Genomic DNA, 24766 nt, shown 5'->3' with positions numbered 1-24766 from the left:
GCTCAGGACCGCCTGCGGCGAAGGCCGAGCGCCACGCCGCCGGCAGCGAGGACGACGGCGAGCCCGGACAGGCCGAGCGCCCAGTCCGAGCGGGCGTTGCCGTCGGTTCCGCCGCTCGCGACGGGAGCCGGCGCGGACGGAGAGCCCGCCGGCACGATCGTCACCACGGGAGCGGGGTGCTCCGGCTCGGGTCGGCCCTCGACGACCGGGTCGATCCACCGGACGACGTCGCCGTTGCTGTACGTCTGCAGCACCTTGAGCTCGACGGTCCCGGAGTCCGGCAGCGGCCCGACCGCGACGTTGAACTCCTCGAACTGGCCGGGCTGGATCGCCGACGCACGTGACGTGGCGGTCCAGGTGATCTGCGAGACCGCCTGGGAGACCTGGCCGTCGTCGGTCGTGATCGGGGTCGTCAGCTTCTTCTCGACCACCCGGTAGGTCCACCCGGCCATCGGCATGACGCCGACCGAGCCGAACGGGTGGTCGGCAGGGAAGAACACCTGCACCTTCGTGGTCGAGGCGGAGTCGCTCTCGGTCGGCACGCGGAAGGACAGCGTGGCGTCGCCGCCGGCCGGGGCGGTGTCGGGGTCGACGGTGACGTGCGCCAGGGCCGGTCCGCCGAGGGCTGCGAGGCCGACGGCCGCCACGCCGACCAGGCCACGGATCAGGGAGCGGGACATCGGTCGTCCTTCCGGCAGTGAGGTCACACCCCAGCAGTCGCGTCGCGGGCCCGATCGGTTCCCGGCGGACGAGGTGGTCTAGGCCGCAGCAGGCGCTCGGGAACTCGAACGCCGCGGAGGGCGACCTGTTGCTGCGTGAAGCGTTCCCTCGCTGCAGCGATCGTCGTCGCTGTGGCCGCGCTGCTGGTCCTCGTCGCGGCCCCGTCCTTCGCGCACGCGACGGTGCAGTCGAGCGACCCGGCTCCTGGGAGCGTGCTCCAGACGGCCCCGACCTCGGTCACCATCACCTTCGACGAGGCCGTCACCGCCGTCCCGCAGGCGATGCGGGTCTTCGGTCCTGACGGCTCCCGCGTCGACACCGGGGCGGTCCTGCGACCCGACGGCGACGGCAACAGGCTCGGCATCGCCGTCGACGCCCAGGCGAAGGGGACCTACCTGGTGTCCTGGCGGGTCATCTCCGCCGACTCCCACCCGGTGTCGGGCGCCTTCACGTTCTCGGTGGGCCGCACCACGACCGCTCCCACCGCCGCGGCCATCGGCACGAACCAAGGCTTGTCGCTCCTGCTCTGGTACACCCGGCTCGTCGGGTACGCCGGATCCGCGGTCCTGCTCGGCGCCACCCTGCTGCTCGGTCTCGCCGACGGCGTCCTCGGGTCCGCGCCCTCACGCCGCCGCATGATCGGTCTCGGTGCCCTGGCGCTGCTCGTCTCGTCGGTCGTCGCGCTCCTCGTCCAGGGCCCGTACGACGCCGGCCTCGGCGGGTCCGCGATCGCACGGCCCTCGCTGGTCGGCGACGTCCTCGCCACCACCTTCGGGCACGGACTCCTCCTCCGGGTCGCGGCGACGGCGGCCTTCGTCGCGGTCCTGGTCGCGGCGCGCGGGCGGGTGAGGACAGTGCTGCTCGTCCTCGCCGGGCTGGTCCTCGCCGCGTCCTTCGCCATGACCGGCCACGGCGTGAGCACCGGGCTCACCTTCGTCTCGACGACGGTCCACGTCGTGGTGTCCTCGCTGTGGATCGGCGGGCTCGTCGGTCTGGTGACGTGGGTGGTCCGCGACCCGTTCGGGCACGCGGAGACGTTGCGTCGCTTCTCCTGGACGGCGATGGGGTGCGTCGGTGCCCTCGTCCTGACGGGGACCTTCCAGGCGTGGCGCCAGGTCGGGGAGTGGGCGGCCCTGACCGCGACGACCTACGGCAAGGAGCTCCTCTTCAAGCTGGGCCTGGTGGCCTGCGCGCTCGGAGCCGCGTTCCTGTCGCGGCGGTGGGTCCACCGCCGCAGCGGTGCCCCGAAGCCGGATGCCGAGGTGATCCGGCGATCGGTGGTCATCGAGCTCGCGCTCGCGGCGTGCGTCTTCTCCCTGACGGCGTCGCTGGCCGCGACGGAGCCGGCGGTGGCGGCGTACCACCCGACCGTCGCGGCCAGCCTCACGGCCGGACCCGATCGCGTCCAGGTGTCCGCCGTACCTGCCGGTGACCGCACCCTGGACCTGCACCTCTACCTGTCCGGCCCGGATCGGCAGCCGACCACGCCCGCGGAGGTGACGGCATCGGTCGCCCTCGTCGACCAGGACCTCGGCCCACTGCCGATCGCCCTCACCGTCACCGACCCCGGTCACTACGCCGGCACGATCGCCGTACCGGTCAAGGGCACCTGGACGCTCTCCGTCACCGTCCGCACGACCGCGATCGACCAGTACGTCGCGACCACGGACCTGCCCGTGCGATGAACCCCGTGCGGTGACGTTCACGTCGGCGTCATGCGCATGGGGGAGGATCGTGCCGTGGACTCGGGTGCCGGCGGGGTGTTGCGCGGTCTGCGCGCGCTGGTCCTCGCGGGCGTCGCCCTCGCCCTGGCGGTCGTCGCGCACGTGTCGGCCGGCGGCCTGCTCCCGGGGCCGTGGACGTTCGCGATCATGGTCGTAGCCTGCGCGCTTGGCTGCAGCCCGTGGTTCGGACGTGAGGCCTCTCGGACCGAGATCGTCGCGCTCGTGGTGGGCGGCCAGACGCTCATGCACGGCGTGATGACGGCCGTGGCCGGGCACCGCGGCGACGTCGAGCCGCCGCCCGCGACGCCCGGCGGGGCGGTGGCGCACGCCGCCGAGCACCTGCTCGAGGAGCTCACGCCCGCCCACGCGCCGATGGCGCTCGCGCACCTGGCCGCGGCGGTCCTCACCGGCCTCTGGCTGGCCCGCGGTGAGCGAGCCCTCTGGAACCTGATCCGCCTCGTCGCCCAGGCGACCGGCCGCGCGGTCTTCTCACTGGGGCTGCCGGCAGCGCCCGTGGTTCCGTTCGCCGAGCCCCGCCCCGCCACGGAGCCCCTCGTCGTCACGGCCCCGCTCCAGCACCTCCTGCTCGCTGCCACCCACGTCCGGCGCGGTCCTCCGGTGATGTCCGGCGCCGTCTGACCGGCGCACGCAGACACCCCAGCAGCACGCGCGGACCCGACGTCGGTCCGCGCGCACTCCCACATGCTCTGAAGGAGAACCATGTTCCGCGCCTTCTGGCGCTGGCACTTCTATGCCAGCTTCCTCGTCATCCCCGTCCTGCTGGTGCTCGCGAGCACCGGTCTGATCTACCTGCTCCGCTTCCACATCGAGCCCGTGCTGCACGCCGACCTGATGAAGGTCGACGTGCCGGCGAACACCTCACGCCTGTCGTACGACGCTCAGGTCGCCGCCGTGCTGAAGGCCTATCCGAACGGCAGGGTCGCCGCGGTGCTCGAGCCCTCGGCCGCCGACCTCTCCACCGACATCACCCTGTCGACCGCCGCGACCGGCACGCCGTCGGGGGAGGACGACACCCTCCGCGAGGTCTACGTGAACCCCTACACCGGCAAGGTCCTGGGCGAGCTGGACCCGAACGACACGTTGTCGGGCTGGGCGAAGAACACCCACAAGGACATGATGCTCGGCACCCAGGGCCAGTACCTGATGGAGCTCGGCGCCTGCTGGGCGATCGTCATGGCCCTCACCGGCTACTACCTGTACGCGAAGGGTCGCGGCGCCCGGATCAAGCGCAGGCTGTCCAAGGCCACAGGGGCCGCGCTGCGCCACAAGCACGCAACCGTCGGGGTCTTCGTCGGGGCCGGGCTCCTGGCGCTGGTCGTCTCGGGCCTGCCCTGGACGATCTGGTGGGGCACCAAGGTCCAGGAGTACGCCGCCGGCCACGGCACCTCGATGTGGTCGGCCGACCCCGGCGCCCAGTCGTCGGCACCCACGCTCGACGCGTCGGTCCCGCACAGCCACAACGTGCCGTGGGGCGAGGGCAAGAGCCCCGTCCCGAGCTCGAGGGCCACGGCCGCCGGAGCCCGGCCGGTCGGTGTCGATGCGGCCATCAAGGCAGCGAGCCTGCGCGGCCTGGCGCACCCGATGACCGTCGTCGTACCGGCCGACAAGACCGGGGTCTACTCGGTCATGGGCTATGCCTTCCACGACCCGTCGGCCGAGGGCACGGTGCACGTCGACCAGTTCACGGGCGAGCCGGTCGCGCAGTACGGCTACGGCGACTACCCGGCGCTGGCCAAGGTCGTCGACCAGGGCATCGCGCTGCACGAGGGCCGCCGGTTCGGCTCGGCCAACCTCGTGGTCTCCGCGCTGTTCTGCCTGGCGGTCATCTTCATGTGCATCGCCGGTCCGGTCATGTGGTGGCGCCGGCGCCCGAAGGGCGACCGGACCATGGCCGCACCCCGCGGGCGGATCGACGTCCGGACCGGCCCCGTCGCCGTCGTCGGCCTGGCCCTGCTGGCCATCGGGCTCCCCGTGTTCGGCGTCTCGCTGGTCGCGGTGCTGCTCGTCGACCAGGTCCTCGTGCGCCGCGTCCGACCGCTGAGGACCTTCTTCAACACGGTCTGAGGCACGCCCGCCACCTGGTCGCTGGGGTCAGCGGCCGGGTGGCGGACGGGGCACGTGCGGAGGCGTGCTCGCTACGCGGCGTACGTGACGATGCGGTCCCTGCCGTCCCGCTTCGCGGCGTAAAGAGCGGTGTCGGCCGCGGCGAGGGTCTGCTCCGGGCTCCGCCCCTCGCGGTGGACGCAGAGGCCGGCGGACACCGTGGCGAGAGGCTCGGTCGCTCGCCACGCGTCGACGAAGTGAGGCTCCGGGGCGTGGACGTCGGAGTCCGTCGCACGCCAGATCACCATGAACTCCTCCCCGCCCATCCGGACGACGCCGTCGGCGGGGCGGGTATGGCTGCGGAGGAACCGGGCGAAGTCCTGGAGGACGTGATCGCCGACGGCGTGCCCGAGGGTGTCGTTGACGGACTTGAAGTCGTCGAGGTCGAACAGCAGGACCGCATCGCCCGGCTGGAGGCCGGCGAGCAGCGCGTGTGCCTGGCGCCGGTTGCCGACGCCGGTCAGCGGGTCCACGCTGGCCTGGGTCGCGTGGTAGGCGGCGTCGATCTCCTGGCGGGCGTAGTCGCTGGCGTTGGTGAGGGCTCGTCCGACGTGGGCGGCGAGGAGCTCGACCACCTCGGGATCGTCGGTGGCCGAGCCGGTGCCCGTCGACGCGCAGAGGAGGACACCCAGCGTGGCATCGTCGGCATGGACCGGCGTGGCGATCATGGTCCGGAATCCCGCGTCCGCCACGGCCGGGATCGCGTCCGGCGCCGTCGTGTAGTCGGTCTCGACCACGGTCGCGTCCTCGCGCAGCGCTCGACCCGTGACGCCTCGATCGCCCGAGGCGACAGCAGCGGCGGCGCCGCGGGGGATCAGGCCGTCGGTGTGGGTGAGGCGCAGGGCGCCCGTCGTGCTGTCGATGAGGGCGATCGCGGCCGCGTCGTGACCGAGGCGGATCAGGGTGGTGACCGCGGTCTGCAGGACGACGTCGACGTCGAGGCTGTTCAACGCGACGGCAGCCTCGACCAGGGTCTGCAGCTCGGTGGCCCGCGCCCGCGTCTGTGCTTCCGCGATGCGCAGCCGTGCCATGGCGCGCGCGATCGTCTCGGCGACGACCACGCAGCCCGCGAGCATGACCAGCAGCGGCGGAAGCAGGTCCTGCAGCCCCAGGTGCTCGGGGCCGACGGCGTACAGGTACGCGGCGGCTGCCGCGGGCAGGAGCCACCAGGACGTGCCGGGCGGGAAGTTGGCGCCGATCCAGACGAACAGCAGCACCACGAAGACGGCGCTGGAGGGCAGGGCGCCGTACCGGCCGGCGACGGCGATGATGGGCAGACCGCTGCCCGCCCCCAGCAGGAGGACCCAGAGTCCCGCTCCGCGGGTCCGCAGGGTCACCCCTGCCAGAGCGGCGATCAGCAGGTCGCACACCCCGATGCCGACGAAGACCGGCTTGGACCTGGCATCGGGCGCTGCCGCCCCGGCCAGTGCCAGCAGCCCGGAGATGACGAAGATGACCCGCAGCTGGCGAGCGGCGGCCGGGCGGGCCGACCGCAGCTCGGACCATGCCGAGCGCGGGCGCGGGCCACTACGCAGGGGCCGAGGCTTGCGTGGGGCCATGTCCCTAGTGTGCCGAAATCGGACGACGCCGCCAGCCCGGTTCGTCAATGCCCCAGAAGAGTGACTGAGCGGCTCGGTGCGGTGGCCCGATCGGGCTATGCATCACGCGTTCGACCGGTCGGGACCGGCTGATCCGTGAGCAACCCTTCCGATGCCCGGGCTCGGTCGTCGGGCACTCTCACCAGGATGACCCGTCAGCCGTCGGCGGGGCGGAACAGCTGGTGCACCTTGCGGGCCGTCGCCCGGTCGGAGGCGATCTCGGGGGCGGCGTACACGACGTTGTGCTGGAACGCCCGGTCCGGTGACTGGATGTCGCGCAGGACCGGGACCAGGCCGATCTCGGCGAAGAAGCGCGCGACGTCGACGTCGATCCACTGGCCGTCCCACACAACTTCGCTCTCGACCTCGATGTAGACCAGCGAGGTGCGGGCGAGGACGTCGCGGCCGGACTCGAGGACCGGGCCGTTGGCGCCCTCGACGTCGATCCACGCGACCACCCGGTCGTCCGGCCCGACCTGCACGAGGTCGTCGAGCCGGGCAGCGGGGACGGTGACGTGCTCGGAGCGCTCCAGGGTGCGGTGCGTGCCGAGGCTGGCGCTGGTGCCGTCGAGCGGGCGGTCCTGGTCCTGGACGCGCAGCGGGATGGTCAAGTCGATCGGGCCGGCGCTGTCGGCGACGGCGGTGTGCACGTAGTCGACGCCGGCGGCGGCGAGCTCGTCGGCGTACTTGGCGTGCACGTGGGGGTTCGCCTCGAAGGCGACGACGCGCGCACCCGGGGTCTGCTCCTTGATCGTGCGGCTGAAGGTGCCCTCGTGGGCGCCGGCCTCGAACGCGACGGTGGGCTCGAGCTCGGCGCACATGCGCAGGAAGATCGACTGCATCCGGCGCCGCAGCGCGTAGGGAGGTACACCGTCGCGGTGGCTGCGGACCAGGGTGTTGTTCGAGAACAGCCGGTAGGAGGCGTCGACGCTCATCGACGGGGCCGGCGTGGGCGTGGGCGTCATGGCGGCCACCCTACGGCGGCGAGGGCAGGTGCCACGCGGGATCGTAGGGCTCAGCCCGCGATCCACTGGTTGAGGTCGCGGTAGGAGGCGACGGCTTGGATCTGGGACCTCACCGCTAGCTTGTGCATCAACGACCTGACCTGTGTGCGTACCGTGCCCTCCGAGACGCCCGCTCGGGTGGCGATGGTCTTGGGAGAGTCCCCGCGATGGAGGTCGACGAGGATCTCCATCTCGCGCGGGGAGAGTCCTTCGATCCGCCGAGCCAGCATCCGCCGGTCCTCGGGCCCGTCCTGCCACGGGCGCAGCGCCTCCTCGTGGTCGTGGGCGGGGACGGGTGGTCGACCGGAGGCGAGCTGGCGCAGCGCACGGCTGAGCCCTTCGAGGTCGGTCGCGGCACCCAGGACGTCGTGGACGCCCGCCTCGATCAGGGCGCCCCAGGCCGCGCTGCGCCGGGTGGACGTCAGGAGGAGCCAATCGAGCTCGAGCAGGGTGACGACCGCTGCGGCCTCACGCAGGTCGGCGGCGCTGTACACGTCCGCGGCCAGCAGGCCGACCTCCGGGGCGATCTGGGCGATCCGCCGGCGGGTAGCGTGAACCTGGGCCGTGCCGGTGGGTACTGCAGTGGTCGTGGTGATGAACCCTGCGCTGCGAAGAGCCGCACTCAGGGTGTCGCGGACAAGCCGCTGGCTGGAGGCGACCAGCACGCGTCGGCCAACTCCTGCCCCGGAATCATCGATCGAGAACAGCATGTTCCGACCCGCTCCCACATCCTCACCCCACCTCCTGCCCTGGGCTCAGTCTCATCGGGCTCCTCCTGTGCGGCATCGCCCAAAACGGTGACTGCGCGACCCACGGCGGGCCGCTGTCGAGCGGTGAGCGTGGTGCGTCGGACGCCCGTCCGGGCCACCACAGCGAGGGCGTGCGGACTAGACAGATCTTTCGTTGACCAGACACGCCGAGGCGTACTTTTTTCCAAGCTTCTACCCCATTTGGGGTATTGGTCCTGTGATCTGCCACGGAGTGGCCCTTCGCGACGTATCTTTCGTGGATGAGCCGGGCGGCTGGGGCGCGGCCGGGGGGTTCGCGTGGTTCCGGACCTGCTGAGCTGGGGCGTGAGGGAAAGCGGGCGTTGCCTGCTTCGCTGGGGCGCGCTCTGGCCTGGATGCTCGTCGGCGTCGCTGGCGTGAGCCTGCTGTGCCTGGTCGTGGCGACCGCAGGTGCTCGTTTCTCGACCCATCGGTTGTCCTTGGCGTTGGTCGTGGGGTGGTCGGCCTACCTTGGGCTGATCTGGTGCTCGACCATCGCTCTCGCGTGGCGCTGGCGGCTCGCCCACACGAATGCTGGGGGTTGGTTCGCGGCTGGGTCGATGTGCGGGGCGATCTACGTGACCAGCTGCACGCTGCGCCTCTACGCCGGGCATCGAGCTGGCTCGCCGATGTCAGCTTTCGAGGAGTTCGACGTGGTGATGGTCGCGCTGTGGCTGTTCCTGGCCCGCCGCGCGATCGTCCGGCCCGACAGCCTTCCCCAGAGCGGTCCGATCTGGCTCGGGATCGTGGTGGGCACCATCGGCGCGTGCGTCCAAACCACACTGGCCGCACTCGGATTCGACGGTTCTGGGTGGATGGCTGACGCGCTGGCGCGGATCGTCCTGAGTGTGTGGGGTCTTCTCGCCGTCATCGCGGTGACCCGTGTCCGAGGTCTCAGCAGGCCCATGCGCGTCCAGCTGTTGGCGATCTGTGTCTTCGGTGCGACCAGCCGGATCGCGGCGCCGGCCGACCCGAGTCAGGCGTCGACCTGGGGTGTGGTGAGTCTGGTTGCCGGTGTAGCGGCCGCGTCGGTGCTCCTACGGATCGCGCTCTCGTTGTTCTTCCAGGACCGGGTTCGGGTCGAAGCGGTACGGGAGCTGGCCGGCGTCACGTTGGGAGGCGCGACTGCCTCCGAGCAGATCCACGAGGTGAGAGCGAGCTTCGCCGGCATCGCTTCCGCGGTGCGGCTCCTCACCCAGCACAAGGAGGACCTGCCCCGTGCGCGTCGTGACGACGTCAGCTGGATGTTGGCCGGCGAGCTCGACCGGATCGAGCGGCTTCTCAACGGCAAGCCGGTCGCTTCGGTGCCGGACGTCGACCTGGACGCCGTGCTCCGCTCGATCGTGATGGCGCGCCGTCTCGCGGGCCAGCAGGTCGACTGGGAGCCGTCGGGTTGTCGAGTCGAAGGTAGTCCTGACCTGATCGGCACCGCCGTGAACACGTTGCTCGTCAACGCGTCGGTGCACGCGCCCGGGAGCAGCGTGCATCTCCGCGCAGCACAGGAGGGGTCCGTGGTGCGCATGAGCGTGACCGACGACGGGCCGGGGGTGCCGACCTCGGTCCATCGGCACCTGTTCCGCCGGGGCGTACGCGACCACGCATCACCCGGCCACGGCATCGGCCTGCACTTCGCACGCCGGCTCGCGAAGGCCCAGGGTGGCTCGTTGGAGCTCGCCGCAGGACACCCGGGGAACACGACGTTCGAACTGACTTTGCCAGCAACAAACCAGGGGGATCACAGATGAAGTCTGTTGCCGAGAGAACCAGGATCGCGCTCGTCGACGATCACGTGCTGTTCGCCGAATCGTTAGCAGCGGTGTTGCGCCTCGAGGGGTACACCGCGCACAGAGTTCCTGTCGAGCGTTGCCACCACTCGATGGCGCAGCTCATGACGGAGGTCATGCGGCTTCGCCCGACGGTGGTCATGGTGGACCTCGACCTGACCCCGTTCTGCAGCGGCCTGGACCTCATCCGGCCGCTGGCCGCGCGGGGCGTCACTGTCGTGGTCGTGACCAGCGCGGTCGAGCGGGCGCGCTGGGGTGAGTGCTTGGAGCACGGCGCGCGCAAGGTGATCTCGAAGTGTGCTCCTGTCAGCGACATCGTCGCGACGGTCAGTCGTATCGACAACGGACTCCCGACCATGGCGCCCGGGGAGCGCATCGACCTGCTGGCGCACTGGCACGACCAGATGGCTGCTGAGAAGGACATGCGGGCGCGTCTCGACCTGCTCACCCACCGCGAGGCGGAGGTCCTTGGCATGCTCATGAGCGGGATGCAGGTCGGGGAGATCGCTCGCCAGCGGTTCGTCTCGGAGTCCACGGTGCGCACGCAGGTCAAGGCGGTGCTGGCCAAGCTGCAGGTGGGGTCCCAGCTCACGGCGGTCGGGATGGCCCACCAGGCCCGGTGGAAGCCTCCGGTCGCCGAGCAGGCCGCCCCTGCCGCGACGGCGTTCGACGACGCGTTCGTGACTAATCATCAACGTTGAGGATGTGACTGCAGCTCACCTCGCCGAAGGTGGTGGGGCTCACCACTGCGCACCCGGTGCCCGCGCCAGCACTACCGCGCGACGACCGAGGGGACAGCTGTATGTCGACGTCTGCCCATGTGGAGCCGAGGAAGGGGCCTGCGGCGATCGCGCACCGCCGCCTGCCCGGCGTACGCTCGTCCGCGGTTCCACGTCGTCTCTCGGTCCGCCTGCTCCCCGTGGCCGACACCGCAGGCGTGTTGGTCATCGCCGGCTGCCTGCTTCCTCCCGTGGCCGCTGCGGTCATGGCCGCGGCCTGGTGGTTCCTCCTGGCGCTCACCGGGAGCCAGGTCAGGAAGCTGTTCGCCCGCGGCACCGTCGAGCTGGGCGTCGTCTGCCAGGTCGCTCTCGGCATGGTCGTGGTCAGCGAGATCGTCGGTGCCGCGCTGTGGCCCGGACATCGCGGCCGCATGGTCACGACGGTCGGACTGACCCTCGCCTGGCTGGTGGCGTGCCGCGCCGCGGCGTGGGGATCCGGACGTGTCGCCACGGGAGCACATGCGGTGCGCAGGGTCGTCGCGGTAGGCGCACGACCCGCGATCGAACGGTGGATGGACGAGCTGGCCGGTGATGCCAACCCGGAGTTCGTCGTGGTCGCGGCGTGCGTCGTCGGGCGGCGCCCGGTCGACCGCGACGTACCCACGGTGTTCGAGGTGGGCCATGTTGCGGTGACGCGGACGGTTGCGGCGTACGCCGCGGACGCGGTGCTCGTGGTGCCCTGTTCCCAGGTGTCGCCCGCGGAGATCCGCCGCATCGCCTGGAGTCTCGAGAGCAGCAACACCGAGATGCTCGTCGCGCCGGGACTGCCCGAGCTGGTGCCCCAGCGTGCCCTCTTGGGCGTCACCGGCTCGGTCTCGGTCCTGCACGTACGCCGCGCCGAGCTGCGGGGCATGCGTCGCACCGTCAAGAACGTCGTCGAACGCTCCGTTGCCGCGGTGGCCCTGCTCGTCCTGGCTCCCCTCCTGCTCCTCCTGCTCGTCATCATCCGGGGCGACTCACCAGGACCGGCGCTCTACTGTCAGCGCCGGATCGGTCGCGGCGGGCGTCCTTTCACCATGCTCAAGCTGCGCACCATGGTCGTGGACGCGGACCGTCGTGTCGTCGAGCTGTCGGCCTCCAACGACGCCGACGGTGTCCTGTTCAAGCTGCGTGCTGATCCGCGAGTGACCCGCGTCGGACGGGTGCTGCGCCGCTACTCGCTCGACGAGCTTCCGCAGCTGTGGAACGTGGTCCGCGGCGACATGGCGCTCGTCGGTCCGCGCCCCGCTCTGCCGGACGAGGTGGCGCGCTACAGCTTCGACATGCGCCGGCGCATGGTGGTCAAGCCAGGACTGACCGGTCTCTGGCAGGTCTCGGGCCGTTCAGACCTCTCGTGGACCAGGGCGATGCAGCTGGACCTGTACTACGTCGACAACTGGTCGTTGGGCCTCGACGTTGCGATCGTCTTTCGCACGGTGCACGCGGTGCTTGCGCACGGCGGGGCGTACTGATATCGCTCGGCCCGAGCGTGCGGCTCAGTCGACCGTCGCGGGGAGCTGGCGGTCCGGGTGCCGCGCGAACCAGCTCGGCGCGCGGTCCTGGTTGAGCGCGTCCCAGAGGGAGCGCCCCGCGACCCGGTCGAGGAAGACCACGTCCTGGGCGCCCACACGCCCCGTGCCCGACACGGGCGCAGTGGTGAAGTAGAAGGAGTCCGTCGGCACGTTGCTGAGCTGTCGAGCGAGGTGTTCGATCTCGTGGGTGGTCCACCCCGCGTCGGTGCTCAGGTTGGCCGTGACGGCGGCGAGCATGCGGTAGTGCTGGATCGGGTCGGTCCACGGACTGGTGGTGAAGGCCTTGCCGAGCAGGATGCGCAGCAGGTTCTGCTGCCGCTGCACGCGGTTCAGGTCCCCGCCGGGAAGGCCTTCGCGCTGACGGACGTAGAGCAAGGCCTGCGCACCGTCGAGGTGATGTGCGCCCGCAGTCCACGTGTACTGGCGGGCCGGGTCGTAGACGGTCCGCGGGACCACGACGTCGACCCCACCGAGGACGTCGGTCAGGCGCTGGAAGCCGTCCCAGTCCACGACTGCCAGGTGGTCGATGCGCACGCCGGTCAGCCGCTCGACCGTGGACACGAGGAGCGAGGGCCCTCCTAGCGAGAAAGCCGCATTGACCTTCGCCGCGCCATGGCCGGGAATCTGGACCCAGGAATCTCGTGGGATCGAGACAACGGTGACGTTCCGTCGGTCCTGGGCGACGTGCACGAGCATGAGCGTGTCGCTGCGCTGCGCTCCGGGCAGCCACTCGGGAGCGGCCGCCCGACGCCCGGTCGTCGGCACGGTGGATCGCCGATCGCTGCCCACGAGCAGGATGTTCGTGGCCCCGGCCGCGACACCGGGTTTCACGGGACGGTGGTCCAGGCCGGCGAACGCATCCGGGATGGTTCCGATCCGGCTCGCCAGGTGGTGCTCGACGTACGAGGTCCCGGCGAGCAGGAGACCGAATCCGAGAAGCGCGACGGCGCCCAGGCACCCCAGCACGGTCCGCCACTGCAGCCTGCGCCGACGGGCCGGCCGATCGTCATCGAGGACCTCGTCCAGGACATCGATGTCATGGGTCATCGCTCACTCCACTTCCTCGTCGACGGTGACCGGCGGGTCAATCAGGCTGGAGGAGGAAGCGAGGAGGATCCGCGGCGTGGACCGCGGTCATCCGTGCGGCGCTGACGAGGTGCTCGGCGGTCAGGTCGTCGGGGTCGGCCCGGACAGCAAGTCCGCGCCGCAGCAGCTCCTCGGCGATGAGGCACTGGTGGTCATCGGTGTGCTCGTGTCGGTCACGTCGTCGTGGGAGCAGGGTCGGGCACTTGCCGTGGTCGAGCGCGACCAGCGCCGTACCGACCCCGGAGTGGCTCACGACCAGGTCTGCCTCCGCCACGGCCTGCGCCAGGTCCCGGGTGGGAACGCTCTCCACTCCCTGAACGCCGAGACCGGTGATGTCGGTCGACCCCGTCTGCCACAGCACGGTCGCGGACGTCGTGCACACCTGGGGAAGCAGCCGCACGAGCCGCTCCAGCGCTCGGCGGAAGCCGAAGTCGCGCTGGGTGCCGACCGTCACGACGACCTTGTCGATGGAGGGGCTGCGCCGGTCGGGTCCGTGCGCATAGCCGTCGAAGACCGACCCGCGGAACTGCCAACGGCCACTGGTCCACGCAGGGTACTGACCGTAGAGCCGCACGCCGGGGATGTGGGAGACCATGGCACCCGACATGCTGCTCCCCTCGCTGCGTGCGGCACTCTCGATGTAGTGCGCGGCCATACCGAGCGCGCGCGCCTCGCCCAGGAACGGCACCGCGACGGCGGCGCCTGTCGAGATGACCCGGCTGTACCGGTGCTGACCCAACAGCTGTGCTGCGGCACGTCCGCTGCGCAGCGTTCCGGTGACGTCCTTCGGACGGATGAACGGCACGTAGTGCACGACCTCCTCCGCCAGCAGGTGGCGGGCTTGAGGAGTGTCGAAGGTGACCCACTCGACGCGTTCGAGGACCGGCTGGAACCGTTGTCGGAGCCGGTGCAGCTGGTCGAGGTGGCCGCCCGTCGATGCGACGAGCAGCGTGGTTCCTGGACGGATCCACGGCTCTTCTGCCCGTCTCGCGCTCGTGACCGGAGCAGCTCTCTGCATGGCGATTCCTCCTTCGCCGCCGTCTGCTGCGACGACCCTAGGTCGGGTCCGGGGACCGCTACCTCGCTGATATTGGTGAAGAGAGAGCGACGTGGCCGTTCGGACGCAGACGGTTCCTCAATATTGGCGAGTCGCTCCGCTCAGCGTGCTGCCTACATTCGAACGCCGGCTGACGGGCGTCGGGGCATCCGGGGCTGGGCGCGAGCGGGGCCGACAGCCGGGTCGGTCCCCGGTGGAACAGTCGTGGAAGGCGGAGCGCTCATGGATCACGTGGAGCCGAGGGTCGCCGGCCCGATCATGCGGGTGTGTGTCATCGGCACCGGCTACGTGGGCCTGACGGCGGGCGCATGCTTCGCCGTCCTGGGGCATCAGGTCGTGTGCACCGACTGTGACGCGTCGCGGGTCGAGCAGCTCCGCGACGGGACCGCGGCGATCGTGGAACCGGGTCTGGCCGAGATCGTCGGGTCGATGACGGCGGCCGGTCGCCTGCGTTTCGGCACCAGCAACACGGATGCGGTCAGCGACGCCGACGTCGTGGTGCTGTGCCTGCCCACGCCACAGGGAAACGACGGCAGTGCCGATCTCGCTGCCCTGATGGACGCTGTCAGCGAGATCGCCCCTCACCTCCGACCGGGTGCGGTGCTCGTGGAGAAGTCCACCGTTCCGGTCGGCACGGCGCGACGCGTGCGCCGCCTGCTCGGTCGTGAGGATATCGCGGTCGTCGCCAACCCCGAGTTCCTCGCCGAGGGCAGCGCCGTGCGTGACTTCCTGCACCCGGATCGCATCGTCATCGGCAGCGACGACATCGTCGCGGCTCGGCGAGTGATGGGGCTGTACGACGGCATCGACACCGAGGTCGTCGTCACTGACACCGCGAGCGCGGAGACGATCAAATACGCCGCCAACGCCTACCTCGCCGTCCGGCTCAGCTTCGTCAATTCGATGGCGGAGGTCTGTGAGGTGGTGGGTGCCGACATCGACGCCGTGATGGAGGGCGTCGGCACCGACCACCGCATCGGTCGACATTTCCTGCGGCCCGGGCCGGGTTGGGGTGGCTCGTGCTTCCCCAAGGACACCTCCGCCCTGATGCGCACGTCATTGTCGTGCGGCTTCGACTTCACCTTGCTGCGTGCGGCGATGAACTACAACGTGGCGCACCGGGAGTGGATGGTGGCGAAGGTGCTCGGAATGCTCGGGCCCCGCGAGCCCCGCACGAGTGTGGCGATCTGGGGCCTGACGTTCAAGGCCGGGACCGACGACCTGCGCGACTCCCCGGCGATGGTGATCGCGGAGCGACTCGCGTCGATGGGCCTGCTCGTGCGTGCCTACGACCCGACGGTCCAGCGGCCCGTGCGTGGCATCGGCATCACCGAGTCCTGCCTGGACGCGTGCCGCGGCGCGCGAGTGCTCGTGATCGCGACGGAGTGGCCGGAGTTCGCCGAGGTGGACCTGGCAGCAGTCGCCCAGGTGATGGCCGAGCCGAATATCGTCGACCTGCGCAACATCCTCGACCCGGAGGACGTGCTCCGGCACGGCTTCCGCTACGACGCGGTGGGCAGGGGACAGCTGGGAGTCGGCGCCCTCTCGGTCGCGGCGGGGTAGGGCCGATGCCTGTCCGGACAGCACCCTTCCCAGCCGCGACGAGCTTCGGGGTGGAGCGAGACGCGCCCCCTCGAGTCTCGGTCGTCATCCCGACGAAGGACAGGCCCGCGCTGCTGCTTCGCGCGGTCGACTCGGTTCTCGCCCAGGACTTCGCCGAGGACCTGGAGGTCATCGTCGTCTTCGACGGCGGCCTCCCGCGCTTCGCCCTCCCTGCGGGGCGGCCCCAGCGCACGGTGCGCACGCTGACCAACCAACGCCGTCCCGGCTTGGCTGGTAGCCGCAACACCGGCATCCTCGCCGCCCGCGGCGACCTGGTGGCGTTCTGCGACGACGACGACTCCTGGCGCCCGGAGAAGCTGTCCGCACAGGTCGAGGCCCTGACCCGGGCCGGTGGAGATTTCGCCACGACGGCGATGACCGTCACCTATCAGGGCCGCCGGAGCATCCGTCTGGCCGGCCTGTCTGCCGTCAACCACACCATGCTCCTGCGTTCGCGCATGGCGATGTTGCACTCGTCGTCCTTCCTGGTCGACCGCGCGGCGCTGCTCGGCCGGATCGGACTGGTGGACGAGCGGTTGCCGCACAGCATGGCCGAGGATTGGGACCTGCTGCTGCGGGCGTCGCGCGGACGCGACATCGTCCACGTCGACCGACCACTCGTCGAGGTGAGCTGGAGCAGCTCGTCGTACTTCGTCGAGCAGTGGCAGGTGCGCAACGACGCCCAGCTGTGGCTGCTGCAGCACCATCCGGAGATGGGGCGCGATAGGCGCGCGGCCGCGCTGTCGTACGGCAAGCTGGCCTTCGGGTGCGCCGCGCTCGGCCGCCGCGCGGAGGCACTGCGATGGGCAGCTCGGGCGGTGAGGTGTCGCCCCGTCGAGCCGCGCGCCTACCTGGCGCTCGCCGTCGCCTCGGGAGTGGTGTCCTGGCGTCAAGTGGTCCATGCCCTGAAGCGCCGCGGGCACGGGGTCTAGGTCGATGCGAGAGCTCACGGGCGTCGCCCGGATCAGTACCGAAGTCGTGTTCGCGGTACGGCGCCGCTGGTACCGGCTGCGCTACCGGCGGCTCCGGATCGGGCGAGACGTGCGCTTCGTGGGGCGCCTGCGGCTGCGACAGGGCACCGAGCTCGTGCTCGGCGATCGGACTCGGATCCGCGGAAGGGTGATCGTCAACGGCGGAGGGCGGGTCGAGGTCGGGCCGGACTCGCTCCTCAACGGCTGCTGGATCGTCGCGGGTGAGCTGGTCGAGCTCGGCGCGATGTGCCTCGTCTCCGACTGCGGCATCACGGACAGCGATTTCCACAACGCGGCGCCGCAGCTTCGGCACGCTCCCGCGCTGCCCGCGAGCCGTCGCCCGGTCCGGGTGGGCCGCAACGTGTGGGTCGGGGCGCATGCGCTGGTACTGAAAGGCACCCAGATCGGGGACGACAGCCTCGTGGGTGCCGGCGCGGTCGTCCGGGGAGCGGTACCTGCCGGCGTGATCGTCACCGGAAATCCCGCCGTCGTGACCGGCACCTTCCGATGAGTCGGTCAGCCCTCGGAGCGGGGGAGAACGGCGAGGGTCTCGGCGTCGTACCCCCAACGCAGCATGTCGTCCGCGAACCGGTCGATGATGCTGCGGCGGATCTGGCGCTGGAGCGGACCTGCCGTGGCCATGCGCTGCCACTGATCGACGTAGCCGTCGCTGCGGTCGCTCCGCAGCGAGCTGTGCGGGATCGGGTCGTCGAGGCGCAGCAGCCGCTGCAGACGCGCGAGCTCGTCGACCGGACGGGCAACGAGGTCCTCGTAGCGGACGACCTCGATCCGCGACAGGTGGGGAAGGTCCTCGCGCAGGAGGTCGTGGGCGCGCACCCAGTGCTCCACCCGGCCCAGCAGCGTCGTACGTCTGCGGCCGTTGCGGGCCACGACCACGGGGTTCCACTTCTGCAGGGCGAGCGCGGTGACGACCGGGTGACGCAGCACCACCACGAGAGCGGAGCCGGGGAACAGGGCCTGCAGGAAGCGGCCCATGATCATGTTGGCGGGCGACTTCTCGAGCAGCAGCGGGCGGTCGAGGTCCCAGTACGGCGTCCAGGAGTCGATCAGCCGTTGCGCGTTGCCCGGGCTCACCAGGGTCGAGCGCTCCGTCAGGTGCGCGCCCGCCGCGCGGGCGAACCGCCCCATCCCGCCGTACGCCCGGATGCGCGGATAGACGTCCTGCAGGTGCTGACCCTCGTCCTCGGCGACTCCCGTCCCCTGAAGCCCGCCGATGCTGGGGTGCTCGGCGAGCGCTCGGGCCAGGGGAGTGGTCCCGCTGCGGTGAAGGCCGCCGACGAACACCAGACGCTGGCTGGCGACCTGGGTGATCGGCTCGGCCATGAGGTCTCCCGTGTGCTCGCGCGGAACCGCCGCGTGCGGCATGACGATCGTCATCCAACCACGCGATCCGGCTGGGGGCGACCATGACGCCTCCACGGCTGCTCGCCGATCGATGCCGCCCGGGACAGGGTCTGTGGCTGCTCTTCTTGGGGTACCCGCTCTGGTGGCTGCTCGGCGTGACCCTGCCGATGACGGTGCTGGCGGTCGCCCTGCTGGCCGCCGAGCTGATGCGGCTGCCTCGCCTGCGGTTTCCACGCTTCGGTGGCCTGTGGATTCTGTTCCTCGTCTGGGTCCTCGTCGGTGTGCTCGTGGTGCAGGTGGACGCTCCCCTGGCGGTCGGAGGCTGGAACACCAACCGGTACATCACCTGGGCGCTACGGCTCTTCTGGTACGTCGCTGCGACGATCCTCCTGCTCTACCTCGGCAACGTGGCCGACCGGACCGCCCGTGTCCGGCTGTTCGGTGCCTTCGGATGGATGTTCGTCTGGATCGTGGCGGGTGGTCTGCTCGGCTGGTCGCTGCCTCACGCGCAGTTCCCCTCGGCCCTCCAGCTCGTCCTCCCCTCGAGCTTGTCGAGCAACGCCTTCGTCATGTCGTTGGTGCATCCGAACCTTGCGGAATCGATGGAATTCGCAGGTGTCACGCGTCCCAGCGCACCGTTCCCGTTCGCGAACGTCTGGGGCCTGAACTTCGCGTGCTTCCTGCCGTTCTTCGTCGTGGGCTGGGGACAGGCCGCCGAGCGCTGGAAGAGGCGCGCGGTCCCGGTCGTCCTCGCCATCGCCGTTGTTCCGGTCGTCGAGTCGCTGAATCGCGGGCTGTGGCTCGCCCTCGGAGTCGCGGTGGTCGTGTTGGCTGCCCGTGCTCTGTCGGTCGGGAACACACGAGTCGTTCTCGGGCTGGCGCTCGGGCTGGGACTGGTGGTCGTCGTCGTGCTGCTCAGCCCGTTGCGGACGACCATCGCCGATCGGTTCAGCTCGCCCAACAGCAACGACAGTCGCAGCGAGCTGGCCTCACGTGAGTTCGCCAGCACGCTCTCGTCACCGCTCGTGGGCTTCGGCACGACGCGGGACGTCCAGGGCAGCCTGACCTCGATCGCCGGCGGGTCCACACCGGAATGCCCGCGCTGCGGCGCGCCCTCCTTCGGCACCCAGGGGCAGATCTTCCTGACGACCTTCGCGCAGGGCTATGGGGGCGCGGCGTTCTATCTCGTGTTCCTCTTGCTGCTCGCGGTGCGGGCTGCACGCCGCCGGGGTGGCATGGTCACGATGGCTCTGTGCGTGCTCGGCATGCACGCCGCCACCCTGTCGGTCTACAGCGCTGACAACCTGGCCGTCCTCGCCATCTTCGCTGCCGCGGGAGTCCTCTGGCGGGCCGCCGACGAGAGGTGGCAGGGCGTACCGCTGATGGTGCAGGTGGTCGGGCGACGACCATGCATGGTCGCCGCCCTCACCGCGTGCGGAGGCGTTCTCGGACTCGTGGCGTTCGAGATGTTTCCGCGGCCGGTGAGCGTCACCACCCCGGTGCAGGTCGCGCCCGCTGCCGCGGAGAGCGTGGGGTCCCCCGCAACGCTCGACACCGTGGCCCAACTGGTCCACCACCGGTCCGTCGTCGGTGCGGTCGCCCGTGCGGTCCATGCCGCGCCGCGCACCGTGTCGCAGCACATCGACGTCACCGCGGACCCGAACACGCGGGTGCTTTTCCTGACGTACGCCGCCGACGACCCGAAGACGGCGACTGCAGGCTCTCTCGCCTGCGCGCGTGCCCTCCTCTCGGTATGGGGGCAGTGGCTCCGCGCGGGTCAGCGGTGGGAGCAGCACGGTCTCACCACCCGGCTCGGTGGGATCGGCGACGCGATCGCGGTCGTCAGCACGGGCCGTCGCGCCCTGCGGGGGCGGACCTGGGGACCGGTGGGTCGTAGTGCGACCCGACAGCTGGCAGCGCTCGGCAACGGCCTTCTGCTCGAGTGGTCGGCCGCTGACGACGAGCTGCGTACGTCACGCTCCACAGATGTCGAGCCGGGTCGGCTGATCGGGCCACCCCAGGTGGACCACCCGCCGACGCCGTGGGCTCGAGCCGTCGCCGAGGGCGTGGCCCTCGCCTTCCTCGTCGCCCCGCTGATTGTCGGACGCCGCGGGGGTCGGGTGTCGGTCCTCAGGAGAACGGAGCCTCTCTCATGACATCGAACGTGCTGCTGGACGAGGGCGATGACAGCCGCTGGGTCGATCGGGCGAGGCCGGTGGGCCTGCCGGGTGGCAGGGAGGTCCCGGCCGCGGATGACGGCCCCGTGGTCACGTGGAGCGCGATCGACCCAGGGACGCCGCGCCAGCGGCGGTTCAGACCGCTGCGGCGCTGGCCGACGATCGTGACCGTCCTGGTGGGTGCGTGGCTGCTCGCGGGCGCCTTCCTCTCTGTTCACCCGCCGATGTACACCTCGGCGACCACGGTCTTCCTGATGCCGGTCTCCGGGAACGCGCTGTCCCCGAGCTCGGCGACCAGCAGCCAGCAGCTCATCGTCGCGATGGAGACCGAGGCCCGGCTCGTGCAGTCGCCCGCGGTGGCTGCCCTCGCCGCCAGGATCGGCGGTGCGAACGTGGCATCCCTGGGGCCAACGCTGGGTGCAACGGTGCCGGCGAACACCCAGATCGTGCGGATCGAGCTCGCAGCCCGCTCCGCCGACGAGGCGCAGCTGGGTGTTCGGGCCTTCGCCACGGCGTTCCTGGAGTACCGCGCCGCGCAGGCGCGGGACGCTGAGCAGCGGCAGCTGAGCAGCCTGCGTGCGCAGAGCACCAGCGCGCAGCAGCAGCTGCAGCTGGCCATTCGCGAGTCGAACTCGGCACACCCGGCACCGGGCGCGACGACGCGGGTGCAGCTCTACACGAGCCGGCTGGCGGCGATCAGCGACAGCATCGGGCAGATCGAGTCCGTGGACGTCAACCCTGGGTCCGTGGTCATGCCGGCCTCGGCCCCGCAGATGACCCTCAAGAGCAATCGTTGGGTCATCGGGGCCGGCGCCACCGTGACCGGCATCCTGCTCGGGCTGCTGGTCGCGTTCGGACGTGAGCGGCTCGATGCCCGTGTGCGGACGAGCCGAGATGCGACGGTTGGGGGCCTGCGGATGTGGTCGCGGACGCCGATCCCGCGTCGGGGCGACGCCTTTCTCGACGAGCTCGATGCCGACGACACCGCGCGTGCGGCCTTCCGTCGAGCTCGAGCCGGCCTTCTGCAGGTGGCGCCCAGTCCCGGCGTCCTGGCGGTCACCAGGGATGCAGCGGTTCCTTCCGTGATCGGGACGGCTCTCGACCTCGGTCTGTCGCTGTCCGACGCCGGCCTCAGCGTGGTGCTGGTCGACGCGAGCCTCGAGGCCGACGGACTGACGGGGATCGTGCCGCCGGATGCGATCGGGCTGAGCGAACATCTCGTGGGTGGGCGTGGCCAGCAGCTTCGCCTGCAATCGTGGCGAGGCATCCGAGTGCTGAGCGCGGGCGAGGACCTCGCAGCGGCGCCCGACCTGCTGGCCCACGCGCGGATGGCCGACCTGGTGCAGCGACTCCGGGCGAGCGCCGACTACGTGCTCCTCGTCGGTCCGGTGGCAGCGAGCACGGAAGCCGTGAGGTTGGGTGCCCTGGCCGATGCCACGGTTCTCGTCGTGGCCGACGGCGTGAGCACCCACCGCAACGTGCGCGAGATCGCGGTGCTCCATGGTGAGTACGGGTCCCGACTCGCCGGAGCCATCCTGCTTGCTCGCACCCCACGCACTGCTCGGTTCCGACGGATGCTGTCCACTTTTCGCGCGACCAGGCGCTCGCGCCGAGCGCTGCGGTTCGAGAACCGCGAGACAGGGCATGCGACGGCGAAGGCTCGGAGCGAGGGCCGGCGGTGAAGGCCCGCTCGGCGGACCAGGGCTACATCATCGAGGTCCTCGATCTCCTGTGGCCTGGGCACCAGCCCACGTGGCGCCCCAGCCGTGAGGGTGTGGTCTTGATTCCTCCCGGGCGTCCGCGACTCATCCTTCCCCGAAGCCCAGGCCGGGTCGCCGCGGCGGCACTCAGGAACTACAACACAGCTGGCGCCGGCGTCCGCCGGGGAAAGCTTGCCGCGAGCGCGCTCGCACTGCGCTGCGGTGTCGGGGCACTCGTACCCGGTGGGCTGCGCGAGCTCATCCCGGGGATCGGGGCCGAGCTGTGCCAGGTACTCGGACGGGAGGTGTACGTCGCGCTCTACCTCGGACCGCCTCGCGCAGTGCAGAAGCCGGTGCTGCAGGTCCTCGACAGGCGTGGCGCCACCATCGCCTTCGCGAAGGTGAGCACCAACGAGCACACCGACCGACTGGTCGACCATGAAGCACGCGCTCTACGCGCGTTCGGACGAAGGGCACCCGCTGGGCTGCGGACGCCAGCCTTGCTGCACGAGGGCGACTGGCGCGGGTGCCGGCTGACGGTCCAGGAGGCGCTCCGCGGCGATGCTCGCCTCCCGGTCACGGCCGACCTGAGGGCGGCGGCGGCATCGGGCCTGGCAGCGGCCTGGGGCACGTTCCTGCGCCCGATCGCCGACAGTGCCTTCGCGGGCCGCCTCCTGGAGCGGGTGGGCCCGGTGCCCCGTTCGCCCTGGGAGCAGCGGTTGCGTGAGGCGGTGGAGACGGCCTTCGACCGGACCGGCGAGCTGGACCTGACCTTCGGAGCCGCCCATGGCGACTGGGTGCCCTGGAACATGGTGGCGGACGGAGGACGGCTCGCGGTGTGGGACTGGGAGGGCTTGGTGACCGACGTGCCCGTCGGCTTCGACGAGCTCCACTGGCGCGTCAACAGCGCGGTGGCCATCAAGGGCCAGGCGCCACAACTGGCCGTGCCCGAGCAGATCCGTGGTGCCATCGGTGCGCTGAGCGACTCTGCGGGGGGTCGCAGGCGGGCGCAGGTGACGGCGTTGTGGTACGTGCTCGACCTGGCCACGCGGTACGTCCAGGAAGGTGAGGACCTGCTCGGTGCCACGCCACTGAGCAGGCTGGACACCTGGCTCGTGCCGACGTTGGTCCCGCTCCTCGACGACGTGCTCAAGGGCGCGTCGGCGTGAGCGCGGAGTCGGTTCGATCCGTCGACACCGCCGCGTCCGGATCGAACCTCCCCCTGGCACGTGCGGCGCGTGGCGGGGTGGCCAACCTCGTCGGCTCCGTGGTCACCGGGGTGGTCGCCTTCGCGGTCGCGGTCGTCGTGGCCCGGACGCTGCCCCGGCCCGAGGCCGGAGTCTTCTTCTCGACGACCTCGCTCTTCCTGCTCGTCACCACTCTCGGCCAGCTCGGCACGGCCACCGGGGTCGTCTACTTCATCGCGCGCGCTCGTGAGCTCGCGATGCCCGGCAGCATCCCGGGCATCGTGCGTGTGGCGCGTCGGCCGGTGCTGGCGATCGGCCTGGTGGCCGCGACGACGATGGTGGCGGCGGCGCCCTGGACGGCCAGGATCACGCTGGGGGAGCACGCGCCGTCCGCGACCACATGCCTGCGGGTGCTCGCCCTGTTCGTGCCGGTGGTCGGGCTGGAGACCGTGTGGCTCGCCGCCAGCCGGGGCTTCGGTTCGATGCGGACGAACGCCGCGGTGGAGTTGGTGGGGCGTCCATTGGCGCAGGTGGTCCTCGTCGCTCTCGTCCTGCCCGCGGGGCGGGTGGACCTCATGGTGCTGGCCTGGGCGGCGCCGTACGTCGTGGCCGCGGCGCTGGCCTCGCGGGCTTGGACCCGTCGGCGCGCGACACTCCCCGCCCCGGTTCCCGGGCCGAGTCCGTCCTCGTTCTGGCGATTCACCGGGCCGCGTGCGGCGACCGGCGTGGTGCAGATGCTGATGCAGCGCTTCGACATCGTTCTGGTCGGCGCGCTCGCCGGCGCCGGCGCGGCGGCCGTCTACGCCGCGGCGACCCGGTTCGTGGTCGTGGGGCAGAGCGTCACGACAGCGTTCACGCAGGCGCTCCAGCCGATGCTGGGCGCGGCATTGGTCCGTGAGGATCGTCGTGCCGCGGCCGAGCTCTACCAGCTCTCCACGGCATGGCTCATCGTGCTCACCTGGCCGGTGTACCTGCTGCTGCTGATCTTCCGCGGCCGGCTGGTCGACATCTTCGGGCATGGTTACGGCAGCGGCTCGCAGGTGCTCGCCTGGCTTGCGGTGTCGATGCTGTTCGCCGTCGGCTGCGGTCTCGCGGACGTGGTGCTCTCCATGGCGGGACACACGGGCTGGAACCTGGCCAATGCGGTCCTGGCGTTGGGAAGCAACCTCGGGTTGGACCTGTGGCTGGTGCCGCGGCACGGGATCCTGGGCGCTGCGATCGGGTGGGCGGTCGCCATCACCCTGCGCAACCTCGCGGCGCTCGTTCAAGTGGCGGTCGCTCTCCGGGTGCATCCGTTCGCCCCTGCCACAGCCGTGGCAGCGGCGATCGCCGTGGGCAGCTTCGGGGCGCTGCCGTGGGCGCTTCGCGCTGTGGGAGGCGACGGCCTTCGCCCGCTCGCTGCGGCCGTGCTGGTCGGGGCCGTCGTGTGGTGCGCCGCGGTGTGGCTGGGGCGCAGGTCGCTGGGGCTCCACGCCTGCTATCTCCCCATCTTGAGGGATTCCGGGGGCCGGCGCGCGGAGCAGCATGGGCCAGGCGTGCCCAGTCGCGTCAGACGGAACTGGATCGGATCGAGTGGAACGACCGCACGCCGCAGGCGTCGGTGATGGGAC

Annotated in this window: 20 protein-coding genes; 13 read left to right on the top strand and 7 right to left on the bottom strand. The window is 71.0% G+C overall.

Going from position 1 to position 24766, the window contains the following annotated elements:
• Positions 1-2: 2 nt before the first annotated feature.
• On the bottom strand, positions 3-680 hold the full coding sequence (locus ACYVAQ_RS09895) for a YcnI family copper-binding membrane protein (RefSeq protein WP_460788816.1): 678 nt from the start codon (positions 678-680) through the stop codon (positions 3-5).
• A gap of 135 nt (positions 681-815) precedes the next feature.
• Here ACYVAQ_RS09895 and ACYVAQ_RS09890 point away from each other — a divergent pair, with 135 nt between their 5' ends.
• The 3 genes from ACYVAQ_RS09890 (at position 816) to ACYVAQ_RS09880 (ending at position 4529) form a co-directional block, all read left to right on the top strand.
• On the top strand, positions 816-2405 hold the full coding sequence (locus tag ACYVAQ_RS09890; RefSeq protein WP_460788814.1) for a copper resistance CopC/CopD family protein: 1590 nt from the start codon (positions 816-818) through the stop codon (positions 2403-2405).
• 54 nt (positions 2406-2459) lie between these two features.
• Positions 2460-3083 (top strand): hypothetical protein, encoded by a 624-nt coding sequence (locus ACYVAQ_RS09885; RefSeq protein WP_460788812.1) that lies wholly within the window; start codon positions 2460-2462, stop codon positions 3081-3083.
• A gap of 81 nt (positions 3084-3164) precedes the next feature.
• Positions 3165-4529 carry a PepSY-associated TM helix domain-containing protein gene (locus tag ACYVAQ_RS09880; RefSeq protein WP_460788810.1) on the top strand — a complete coding sequence of 455 codons (1365 nt, stop codon included), beginning with the start codon at positions 3165-3167 and terminating at the stop codon, positions 4527-4529.
• Positions 4530-4600: 71 nt separating this feature from the next.
• On the opposite strand, the gene ACYVAQ_RS09875 is transcribed toward ACYVAQ_RS09880, so the two are convergent.
• From ACYVAQ_RS09875 to ACYVAQ_RS09865, 3 genes are all read right to left on the bottom strand, one after another.
• Entirely contained in the window at positions 4601-6127 is a 1527-nt protein-coding gene (locus tag ACYVAQ_RS09875; RefSeq protein WP_460788808.1) for a GGDEF domain-containing protein, read from the bottom strand.
• Positions 6128-6321: 194 nt separating this feature from the next.
• Entirely contained in the window at positions 6322-7131 is an 810-nt protein-coding gene (locus ACYVAQ_RS09870) for an FkbM family methyltransferase (protein WP_460788806.1), read from the bottom strand.
• A 50-nt stretch (positions 7132-7181) separates the two neighbouring features.
• Positions 7182-7835 carry a response regulator transcription factor gene (locus ACYVAQ_RS09865; RefSeq protein ID WP_460788804.1) on the bottom strand — a complete coding sequence of 218 codons (654 nt, stop codon included), beginning with the start codon at positions 7833-7835 and terminating at the stop codon, positions 7182-7184.
• Positions 7836-8293: 458 nt separating this feature from the next.
• Between ACYVAQ_RS09865 and ACYVAQ_RS09860 the strand changes: the two genes are divergently transcribed.
• From ACYVAQ_RS09860 to ACYVAQ_RS09850, 3 genes are all read left to right on the top strand, one after another.
• On the top strand, positions 8294-9682 hold the full coding sequence (locus ACYVAQ_RS09860; RefSeq protein WP_460788803.1) for a sensor histidine kinase: 1389 nt from the start codon (positions 8294-8296) through the stop codon (positions 9680-9682).
• A complete protein-coding gene (locus ACYVAQ_RS09855; protein ID WP_460788801.1) occupies positions 9679-10422 on the top strand; it encodes a LuxR C-terminal-related transcriptional regulator in 744 nt (247 codons plus the stop codon). The genes ACYVAQ_RS09860 and ACYVAQ_RS09855 overlap by 4 nt, the downstream gene beginning before the upstream one ends.
• Before the next feature lie 218 nt (positions 10423-10640).
• Entirely contained in the window at positions 10641-11951 is a 1311-nt protein-coding gene (locus tag ACYVAQ_RS09850; protein ID WP_460788800.1) for an exopolysaccharide biosynthesis polyprenyl glycosylphosphotransferase, read from the top strand.
• A 24-nt stretch (positions 11952-11975) separates the two neighbouring features.
• On the opposite strand, the gene ACYVAQ_RS09845 is transcribed toward ACYVAQ_RS09850, so the two are convergent.
• Together ACYVAQ_RS09845 and ACYVAQ_RS09840 are read right to left on the bottom strand one after the other, a co-directional pair.
• On the bottom strand, positions 11976-13058 hold the full coding sequence (locus ACYVAQ_RS09845; protein ID WP_460788798.1) for an LCP family protein: 1083 nt from the start codon (positions 13056-13058) through the stop codon (positions 11976-11978).
• Positions 13059-13095: 37 nt separating this feature from the next.
• Positions 13096-14115 (bottom strand): glycosyltransferase, encoded by a 1020-nt coding sequence (locus ACYVAQ_RS09840; RefSeq protein WP_460788796.1) that lies wholly within the window; start codon positions 14113-14115, stop codon positions 13096-13098.
• 261 nt (positions 14116-14376) lie between these two features.
• On the opposite strand from ACYVAQ_RS09840, the gene ACYVAQ_RS09835 reads away from it, so the two are divergent.
• The 3 genes from ACYVAQ_RS09835 to ACYVAQ_RS09825 are packed head-to-tail and all read left to right on the top strand — an operon-like array spanning position 14377 to position 17238.
• On the top strand, positions 14377-15717 hold the full coding sequence (locus tag ACYVAQ_RS09835) for a UDP-glucose dehydrogenase family protein (protein WP_460788794.1): 1341 nt from the start codon (positions 14377-14379) through the stop codon (positions 15715-15717).
• Positions 15718-15767: 50 nt separating this feature from the next.
• Positions 15768-16688 carry a glycosyltransferase family 2 protein gene (locus tag ACYVAQ_RS09830; RefSeq protein WP_460788792.1) on the top strand — a complete coding sequence of 307 codons (921 nt, stop codon included), beginning with the start codon at positions 15768-15770 and terminating at the stop codon, positions 16686-16688.
• Positions 16689-16692: 4 nt separating this feature from the next.
• Entirely contained in the window at positions 16693-17238 is a 546-nt protein-coding gene (locus ACYVAQ_RS09825; RefSeq protein WP_460788790.1) for an acyltransferase, read from the top strand.
• Positions 17239-17243: 5 nt separating this feature from the next.
• On the opposite strand, the gene ACYVAQ_RS09820 is transcribed toward ACYVAQ_RS09825, so the two are convergent.
• Positions 17244-18125, bottom strand: a complete 882-nt coding sequence (locus ACYVAQ_RS09820) for a sulfotransferase family protein (protein ID WP_460788789.1) — start codon at positions 18123-18125, stop codon at positions 17244-17246.
• Between the two features lie 29 nt (positions 18126-18154).
• On the opposite strand from ACYVAQ_RS09820, the gene ACYVAQ_RS09815 reads away from it, so the two are divergent.
• From ACYVAQ_RS09815 to ACYVAQ_RS09800, 4 genes are all read left to right on the top strand, one after another.
• Positions 18155-20248, top strand: coding sequence for a YveK family protein (locus tag ACYVAQ_RS09815; protein WP_460788787.1), 2094 nt, complete (start codon positions 18155-18157; stop codon positions 20246-20248).
• A complete protein-coding gene (locus ACYVAQ_RS09810) occupies positions 20245-21951 on the top strand; it encodes a hypothetical protein (protein WP_460788785.1) in 1707 nt (568 codons plus the stop codon). Before ACYVAQ_RS09815 ends, ACYVAQ_RS09810 begins: the two co-directional genes overlap by 4 nt.
• A 359-nt stretch (positions 21952-22310) precedes the next feature.
• Positions 22311-23138: a hypothetical protein gene (locus ACYVAQ_RS09805; protein WP_460788783.1), complete on the top strand. Its 828-nt coding sequence runs from the start codon at positions 22311-22313 to the stop codon at positions 23136-23138.
• Entirely contained in the window at positions 23135-24760 is a 1626-nt protein-coding gene (locus tag ACYVAQ_RS09800) for a lipopolysaccharide biosynthesis protein (protein ID WP_460788782.1), read from the top strand. Before ACYVAQ_RS09805 ends, ACYVAQ_RS09800 begins: the two co-directional genes overlap by 4 nt.
• The last annotated feature ends 6 nt before the right edge of the window (positions 24761-24766 follow it).

It is taken from the genome of Nocardioides maradonensis (genome assembly GCF_054777115.1).
This window is presented reverse-complemented; position numbering and strand designations above follow the sequence as displayed.

Excerpts from the sequence above, each read along its gene's own strand:
- ACYVAQ_RS09840 (WP_460788796.1), bottom strand. The coding sequence starts at position 14,115 with ATGCAGAGAGCTGCTCCGGTCACGAGCGCGAGACGGGCAGAAGAGCCG.
- ACYVAQ_RS09825 (WP_460788790.1), top strand. The coding sequence starts at position 16,693 with ATGCGAGAGCTCACGGGCGTCGCCCGGATCAGTACCGAAGTCGTGTTC.
- ACYVAQ_RS09875 (WP_460788808.1), bottom strand. The coding sequence starts at position 6,127 with ATGGCCCCACGCAAGCCTCGGCCCCTGCGTAGTGGCCCGCGCCCGCGC.
- ACYVAQ_RS09870 (WP_460788806.1), bottom strand. The coding sequence starts at position 7,131 with ATGACGCCCACGCCCACGCCGGCCCCGTCGATGAGCGTCGACGCCTCC.
- ACYVAQ_RS09855 (WP_460788801.1), top strand. The coding sequence starts at position 9,679 with ATGAAGTCTGTTGCCGAGAGAACCAGGATCGCGCTCGTCGACGATCAC.
- ACYVAQ_RS09895 (WP_460788816.1), bottom strand. The coding sequence starts at position 680 with ATGTCCCGCTCCCTGATCCGTGGCCTGGTCGGCGTGGCGGCCGTCGGC.
- ACYVAQ_RS09810 (WP_460788785.1), top strand. The coding sequence starts at position 20,245 with ATGACATCGAACGTGCTGCTGGACGAGGGCGATGACAGCCGCTGGGTC.
- ACYVAQ_RS09845 (WP_460788798.1), bottom strand. The coding sequence starts at position 13,058 with ATGACCCATGACATCGATGTCCTGGACGAGGTCCTCGATGACGATCGG.
- ACYVAQ_RS09820 (WP_460788789.1), bottom strand. The coding sequence starts at position 18,125 with ATGACGATCGTCATGCCGCACGCGGCGGTTCCGCGCGAGCACACGGGA.
- ACYVAQ_RS09835 (WP_460788794.1), top strand. The coding sequence starts at position 14,377 with ATGGATCACGTGGAGCCGAGGGTCGCCGGCCCGATCATGCGGGTGTGT.
- ACYVAQ_RS09860 (WP_460788803.1), top strand. The coding sequence starts at position 8,294 with ATGCTCGTCGGCGTCGCTGGCGTGAGCCTGCTGTGCCTGGTCGTGGCG.
- ACYVAQ_RS09815 (WP_460788787.1), top strand. The coding sequence starts at position 18,155 with ATGACGCCTCCACGGCTGCTCGCCGATCGATGCCGCCCGGGACAGGGT.
- ACYVAQ_RS09880 (WP_460788810.1), top strand. The coding sequence starts at position 3,165 with ATGTTCCGCGCCTTCTGGCGCTGGCACTTCTATGCCAGCTTCCTCGTC.